The organism is Ramlibacter sp. WS9, assembly GCF_003797765.1.
Classification (GTDB): Bacteria; Pseudomonadota; Gammaproteobacteria; order Burkholderiales; family Burkholderiaceae_C; genus Ramlibacter.
The window spans coordinates 1-6562 of record NZ_RKMB01000065.1; the positions used below are offsets into that span (position 1 = coordinate 1).

At 66.9% G+C, this 6562-nt stretch carries 4 protein-coding genes; all 4 read left to right on the plus strand.

Annotated elements, in window-relative coordinates; genetic code table 11:
- Positions 1-2392, plus strand: a 2392-nt coding sequence (locus EEB15_RS32745) for a DNA internalization-related competence protein ComEC/Rec2 (protein WP_370284088.1), incomplete at its 5' end; no start/stop codon positions are given.
- 70 nt (positions 2393-2462) lie between these two features.
- Entirely contained in the window at positions 2463-3959 is a 1497-nt protein-coding gene (locus EEB15_RS32750; protein ID WP_141514188.1) for a circularly permuted type 2 ATP-grasp protein, read from the plus strand.
- Between the two features lie 2 nt (positions 3960-3961).
- Positions 3962-4921 carry an alpha-E domain-containing protein gene (locus EEB15_RS32755; RefSeq protein WP_141514189.1) on the plus strand — a complete coding sequence of 320 codons (960 nt, stop codon included), beginning with the start codon at positions 3962-3964 and terminating at the stop codon, positions 4919-4921.
- A gap of 16 nt (positions 4922-4937) precedes the next feature.
- Positions 4938-6562: tetratricopeptide repeat protein (locus tag EEB15_RS32760; protein WP_141514190.1), on the plus strand; the 1625-nt coding region annotated here is incomplete at its 3' end.

Sequence of the window (6562 nt, forward strand, 5' to 3'; positions counted from 1 at the left end):
GGGGTGGGAGGCGTACGCGGGGACGTTTGCGGTGGCGCTGGGACTGTTGGCTGCCGCGACACGCCCTCACCCCCGCCCTCTCCCAAAGGGAGAGGGAGCAAGAAGCCCCCTCTCCCGCTTGCGGGAGAGGGTTGGGGTGAGGGTGCTGGCCGTGCTGCTGGCCGCATCTCTCCTTACCTTCTCCCTCTGCGGCCTGCGAGCCATCCTTTTCTCCTCCACAGCCCTAGCCCCCCAACTCGAAGGCCGCGACATCTCCGTCGTGGGCGTCGTCGCCGCCATGCCCCAGCGCAACGAAACGGGCGTGCGCTTCCGCCTCGACATCGAATCGGCCACATCAGGCGGCGCCCCCGTCAGCGTGCCGCCGCGCATCCACCTCGGTTGGTACGGCGGCGCGATGCCCGATGCCGCCGGCGCGATGGAACTGCTGCGGCAGGCGCCCGAACTGCACGCCGGCGAGCGCTGGCAGATGACGGTGCGGCTCAAGGCGCCGCACGGCAACAGCAACCCGCATGGTTTCGACTACGAGCTGTGGCTGTGGGAACAAGGCGTGCAAGCCACGGGCTACGTGCGCTCCGGCCCGCGCGACCGGCCGCCGCAGCGCATCGGCGTCACCTGGGCGCACCCTGTGGAGCGGGCGCGCCAATCGGTGCGGGACGCGATCTTCGCGCACGTTGCGGATCGCAAGACCGCGGGCCTGCTGGCCGCGCTCGTCGTCGGCGACCAGAACGCCATCGACCGCGCCGATTGGGACGTGTTCCGCGCCACCGGCGTCGCCCATTTGATGAGCATTTCGGGGTTGCACATCACCATGTTCGCCTGGGCCGCAGCCTTGTTGACAGGCGCGCTCTGGCGACGCAGCTCGCGCCTGTGCCTGGCTTGGCCTGCGCAAAGCGCTGCATTGGTGGGCGGCGTGTTGCTGGCGACCGGCTATGCGCTTTTCAGCGGCTGGGGCGTTCCGGCCCAGCGCACCGTGTGGATGCTCGCCACGGTGGGGCTATTGCGCCTGTCGGGCCGGCGCTGGCCCTGGCCGCAGGTCTGGCTGCTGGCGTGTGCGGTCGTTGTGACGCTGGACCCCTGGGCGCTGTTGCAGGCCGGATTCTGGCTGAGCTTCGTGGCCGTCGGGGTCTTGTTTGCCACCGACGCGGGTGAGCCTTCCGAATCCAAGACCGGTCGATGGGCCCAGGCCGCGTCGAGGCTGCTCGCCGCCCTGCGCGAGCAATGGGTGATCACACTCGCGCTCGCGCCGTTGACGCTGCTGCTGTTCGGCCAGGTCTCGGTCGTCGGCCTGCTCGCCAATGCGCTGGCCATTCCCTGGGTGACTCTGGTGATCACACCGCTGGCATTGGCAGGCGTGGCCGTGCCCGCTTTGTGGGACGCCGCCGCCTGGGCCGTGCAGGGCTTGACCGTCTATCTCAGCGCGCTGGCGGCATTGCCGTTCGCGACCGTCTCCGCGCCCGCACCGGCGCTCTGGGCGGGCGCTGTCGGCGTTGTCGGTGGTGTCTTGCTCGCGATGCGGCTGCCCTGGCATATGCGGCTGTTGGGCGTGCCTTTGCTGTTGCCGGTGCTGCTGTGGCAGGTCGCGCGGCCCGCGCCAGGGCACTTCGAATTGCTGGCTGCGGACATCGGGCAGGGCAATGCCGTCGTGGTTCGCACCGCAACCCACACGCTGGTCTACGACGCCGGCCCCCGCTACAGCGCAGAAAGCGACGCGGGCCATCGCGTGCTGGTGCCGCTGCTGCGCGCCTTCGACGAGAAGGTGGACACCGTAGTCCTCAGCCATCGGGACAGCGACCACACGGGCGGCGCGGCGGCGGTGCTCGCGATGCAGCCGCAGGCAACGCTCCTCAGCTCGATCGAAGAGGGTCACGAATTGCAGGCCTTGCGCAAGTCGCAGCGGTGCGCCGCCGGCCAGCGCTGGCGGTGGGACGGCGTCGAGTTCGAAGTCCTGCACCCGGCGGCGGCCGATTACGGGGCCGGCGTGAAGTCCAACGCGATGAGCTGCGTGCTGCGCATTTCCAACGGTACACAAACTGCCCTGCTGGCGGGCGACATCGAGCAGGCGCAGGAAGCCCGGTTGGTCGCGCAGTCCACGGAGCCAGCGGGAATGTCGCTCAAAACCGACGTGCTGCTGGTGCCGCACCACGGCAGCAAGACATCATCGACCGATGTTTTCCTGAACGCCGCGACGCCCTCCATGGCGATCGTGCAGGCGGGCTATCGCAACCGGTTCGGCCACCCGGCTGCGCCTGTCCTGGAGCGGTACCGTCTACTGGGCGTGCGCGTAATCGACTCCCCGCATTGCGGCGCGGCGCATTGGCGCTCCGACCAGCCGGCACGCATCGATTGCCAGCGCGAAACCGCGCCACGCTACTGGCACCATCGCTTTCCCTAGGCCCGGAGTAGCCCGGCGCGGCGTTTTGCGGCCCGGATATTGCTATCCTGTGGGCTGGAGATTCGCCTTTATGCATAAATTCGACGAGATGTTCTCGCAGCTGCCGGGTAGCGGCCAGTTCCAGTTCCAGGGCCAGTCTCAAGGGGGACAAAGCCAGGTGCAGGTTCAGGGCGTCCGGGAGCATTACCGCAACTACGCGCTTTGGCTCGCACGCCAGCCACAGGAAACCATGCGCGCCCGCCGCGAAGAGGCGGAAATGATCTTTCGCCGGGTCGGCATCACCTTCGCCGTGTACGGCGCCAAGGACGAAGACGGCGCCGGCACCGAACGCCTGATCCCCTTCGACCTGATCCCGCGCATCATCCCGGCGCACGAATGGGCCAGCATGGAGAAGGGGCTCGTCCAGCGCGTCACGGCGCTCAACCGCTTCCTGCACGACGTCTACCACCAGCAGGACATCATCAAGGCGGGCATCATCCCGGCCGAGCAGATATTGAATAACGCCCAGTTCCGCAAGGAGATGATGGGCGTCTACGCGCCGCACCACGTGTATTCGCACATCGCCGGCGTCGACATCGTGCGCGCGCCCAACGCCCAGGGCGAGGGCGAGTACTACGTGCTGGAAGACAACCTGCGGGTGCCCAGCGGCGTGTCGTACATGCTGGAAGACCGCAAGATGATGATGCGGCTCTTCCCCGACCTGTTTAGCGCGCACCGCGTGGCGCCGGTCATGCACTACCCGGATTTGTTGCTGGAGACGCTGCGCGCCTCGGCCCAGCCCGGCGCGCCCGACCCGACGGTGGTGGTGCTCACGCCCGGCATGTACAACAGCGCCTACTTCGAGCACGCCTTCCTGGCGCAGCAGATGGGCATCGAGCTGGTCGAGGGCCAGGACTTGTTCGTCAAGGAAAAGTACGTCTACATGCGCACCACGCGCGGGCCCAAGCGGGTGGACGTGATCTACCGCCGGGTGGACGACGACTTCCTCGACCCGTCGGTGTTCCGGCCCACCTCGACGCTGGGCTGCGAAGGCCTGGTCGATGCCTACCGCGCCGGCAACGTGAGCATCTGCAATGCCATCGGTACCGGCGTGGCCGACGACAAGTCGATCTACCCCTACGTGCCCAAGATGATCGAGTTCTACCTGGGCGAAAAACCGATCCTCAACAACGTGCCCACCTACATGTGCCGCAATAAGGAAGACCTGGGCTACACCCTGGCCAACCTGAAAGACCTGGTCGTGAAGGAAGTGCATGGCGCCGGCGGCTACGGCATGCTGGTCGGCCCGGCCGCGACCAAGGAGGAGATCGAGGATTTCCGCAAGGCGATCGAGGCCAATCCCTCAGGCTACATCGCGCAGCCCACGCTGTCGCTTTCGAGCTGCCCGACGTTCGTGGAAAGCGGTGTTGCCCCGCGCCACATCGATCTGCGGCCCTTCGTGCTGTCCGGCAAGGACGTGCAGATGGTGCCGGGCGGCCTGACGCGCGTGGCGCTGAAGGAGGGCTCGCTGGTGGTGAATTCGTCCCAGGGTGGCGGCACCAAGGACACGTGGATTTTGGAGGTCTAAAGATGCTGTCAAGAACCGCCGACCACCTCTACTGGATGTCTCGCTACACCGAGCGGGCCGAGAACACCGCACGCATGCTCGACGTCAATTACCAGACGTCGCTGCTGCCCCAATCGGCCGCCGTCGCGCAGGTCGGCTGGCAGGGCCTCTTGTCGATCAGCGAGCTGCTGCCCGCCTACGCGGCCAAGCACGGCGACATCGAGCAGCAACGCGTGATGGAGTTCATGGTCAAGGACGAGAGCAACCCGTCGTCCATCGTGTCGTGCCTGAAAGCCGCGCGCGAGAACGCGCGGGCCGTGCGCGGCTCGCTCACCACCGAGGCCTGGGAAACGCAGAACCAGACATGGCTGGAAGTCAACCGCATGATCAAGGCGCGCGAGTTCGAGCGTGACCCGGGCCAATTCTTCGAGTGGGTGAAATTCCGCTCGCACCTTTCGCGCGGCGTCACCGTGGGCACCATGCTGATGGACGAGGCCCTGCACTTCATGCGGTTGGGCACCTTCCTGGAGCGCGCGGACAACACAGCCCGCTTGGTCGACGTGAAGTTCCACGCCGTGCAGAGCGATTTTTTCGGTGCCGCCAGCGAGAAAGACCAGGAATACGACTTCTACCACTGGAGCGCCATCCTGCGCAGCGTCTCGGCCTTCGAGATCTACCGCAAGGTGTACCGCGACGTGATCAAGCCCGAGCGCGTCGCCGACCTGCTGATCCTGCGGCCGGACATGCCGCGATCACTGCACGCGAGCCTGAATGAAGTGGTGCAAAACCTCGCCTCGGTTGCCAACGACCAGTCGTCCGAAACGCAGCGCCGCGCGGGCAAGCTGCGTGCGGACCTGCAATACGGCGACATCGACGAGATCCTGGCCACGGGGCTGCACGCCTACCTCACGCAGTTCCTCGACCGGGTGAACGAACTGGGTGTGCGCATCAGCCGCGACTTCCTGGTCCCGGCGCACGCCTGAGCCCGATGCCCGTGCGATGACGCCCACGGAACACGGCATCGCCCTGTTGAACGGCGGCCGGTTCCACGAGGCGTTCCAGCAATTCGGTATTGCAATGCGGCAGCAGCCGCTGGCCGTGGAGCCGCGCATCGGCCTTGCGCAAGCTTGCGAGGGCATGGGCGACGGCTGGGCCGCAACAGCTTGGCTCAGCGACGCATGCCGCGTCGCGCCGGAGCGCGCCGAGTTGTGGATGGAGCTGGGGAAGCTGCTCGCGCAGCAGCAGCGCGAACCCGAGCTCGAACCGTTGCTGCGCACGGCGCTGGCGCTGCATCCCAGGAACCCGCAGCTATTGCACGCACAGGCCGAGCTGTACTTGCGCAGCCGGCTGTACGCGCAGGCACTGCCGGTGTACGAGCGCCTATACGCCGTGCAGCCGCATGATCGAGCGGCGGCCCTTCACTACGGTTTCTGCCTCGAGCAGGTGGGCGAAGTGGAGCAATCGGTGCTGCGCTACCGCGAAGCCATCGCGCTCGATGCGGACTTTCTGGAGGCGCACGTCGACCTGGCCGGCGTGCTGTGGCGTGTGGAGGATTTCGATGGCGCGCTGGCGCATGCGCGCAAGGCCGCGCAACTCGCGCCCGAGCATCCCTATGCCGTGCGCATCCTGGGCACCGCGTTGCTGCACATGAACAGAGTCGGCGAGGCCGAGGCGCAGTTGCACCGCGCGCTGGAACTGATGCCGGATTTCTCGCTGGCCGAAGTGGATCTGGCCTTCACCCTGCTGCTGGCCGGCAAGTTGAAGGAGGGCTGGGAGATGTACGGGCGGCGCTGGCGCGACACCGACCGCATGAAGCGCCCGCCGTTCTGGCGGCCGGAGCAGGAATGGCAAGGCCCCGCACTGCAACCGCTGGAGGGCAAACGCATCGCCGTGTATGCCGAGCAGGGCCTGGGAGACGTGATCCAGTTCATCCGCTACGCGCCGCTGCTGCAGCAACAGGGCTGCAAGGTTCTCGCGGTGGTCCACCCCGAGCTGGCGCCTTTGGTGGAACTCAGCATGCAGGGCGTCGATTGCCCGGTGGGACAGCGGCAACTCAACGTCGACTACCACGTTGCATTGCTGGATTTGCCGAAGCATTGCGGGACGACGCTGGAGAACATCCCCACCGACGTGCCCTACCTGCGTGCGCCGCAAGACAAGGTGGAGCACTGGCGCGAGCGGCTGGCACCATGGCACGACAAATTCAAGGTGGGCGTCGCGTGGTCCGGCTCGCGCGCGCAGGTGAACAACAACAACCGCGCCATGCGCCTGTCGGACCTGCAGCCCTTGCTCGACGCGCCGGGTGTGCAGTGCTTCAGCCTGCAGAAAGGTGATGCCGGACCGTTCACGGACATCGCGCCAGGCGCGGATCGACTGGTGGACTTGACCGGCGAGTGGCGCGACTTCACCGACAGCGCGGCGATGATCGAGAACCTCGACCTGGTCATCACCGTCGACACCGCAGTCGCCCATTTGGCGGGTGCGATGGGCAAGCCGGTGTGGGTCATGCTGGGGCCGAATGCGGACTGGCGCTGGTTGCTTGAGCGCGGCGATTCGCCTTGGTATCCGACGATGCGGTTGTTCAGGCGAGGGCAGGGGGAGGCGAGGGTGGTGCAGGTGGGGAG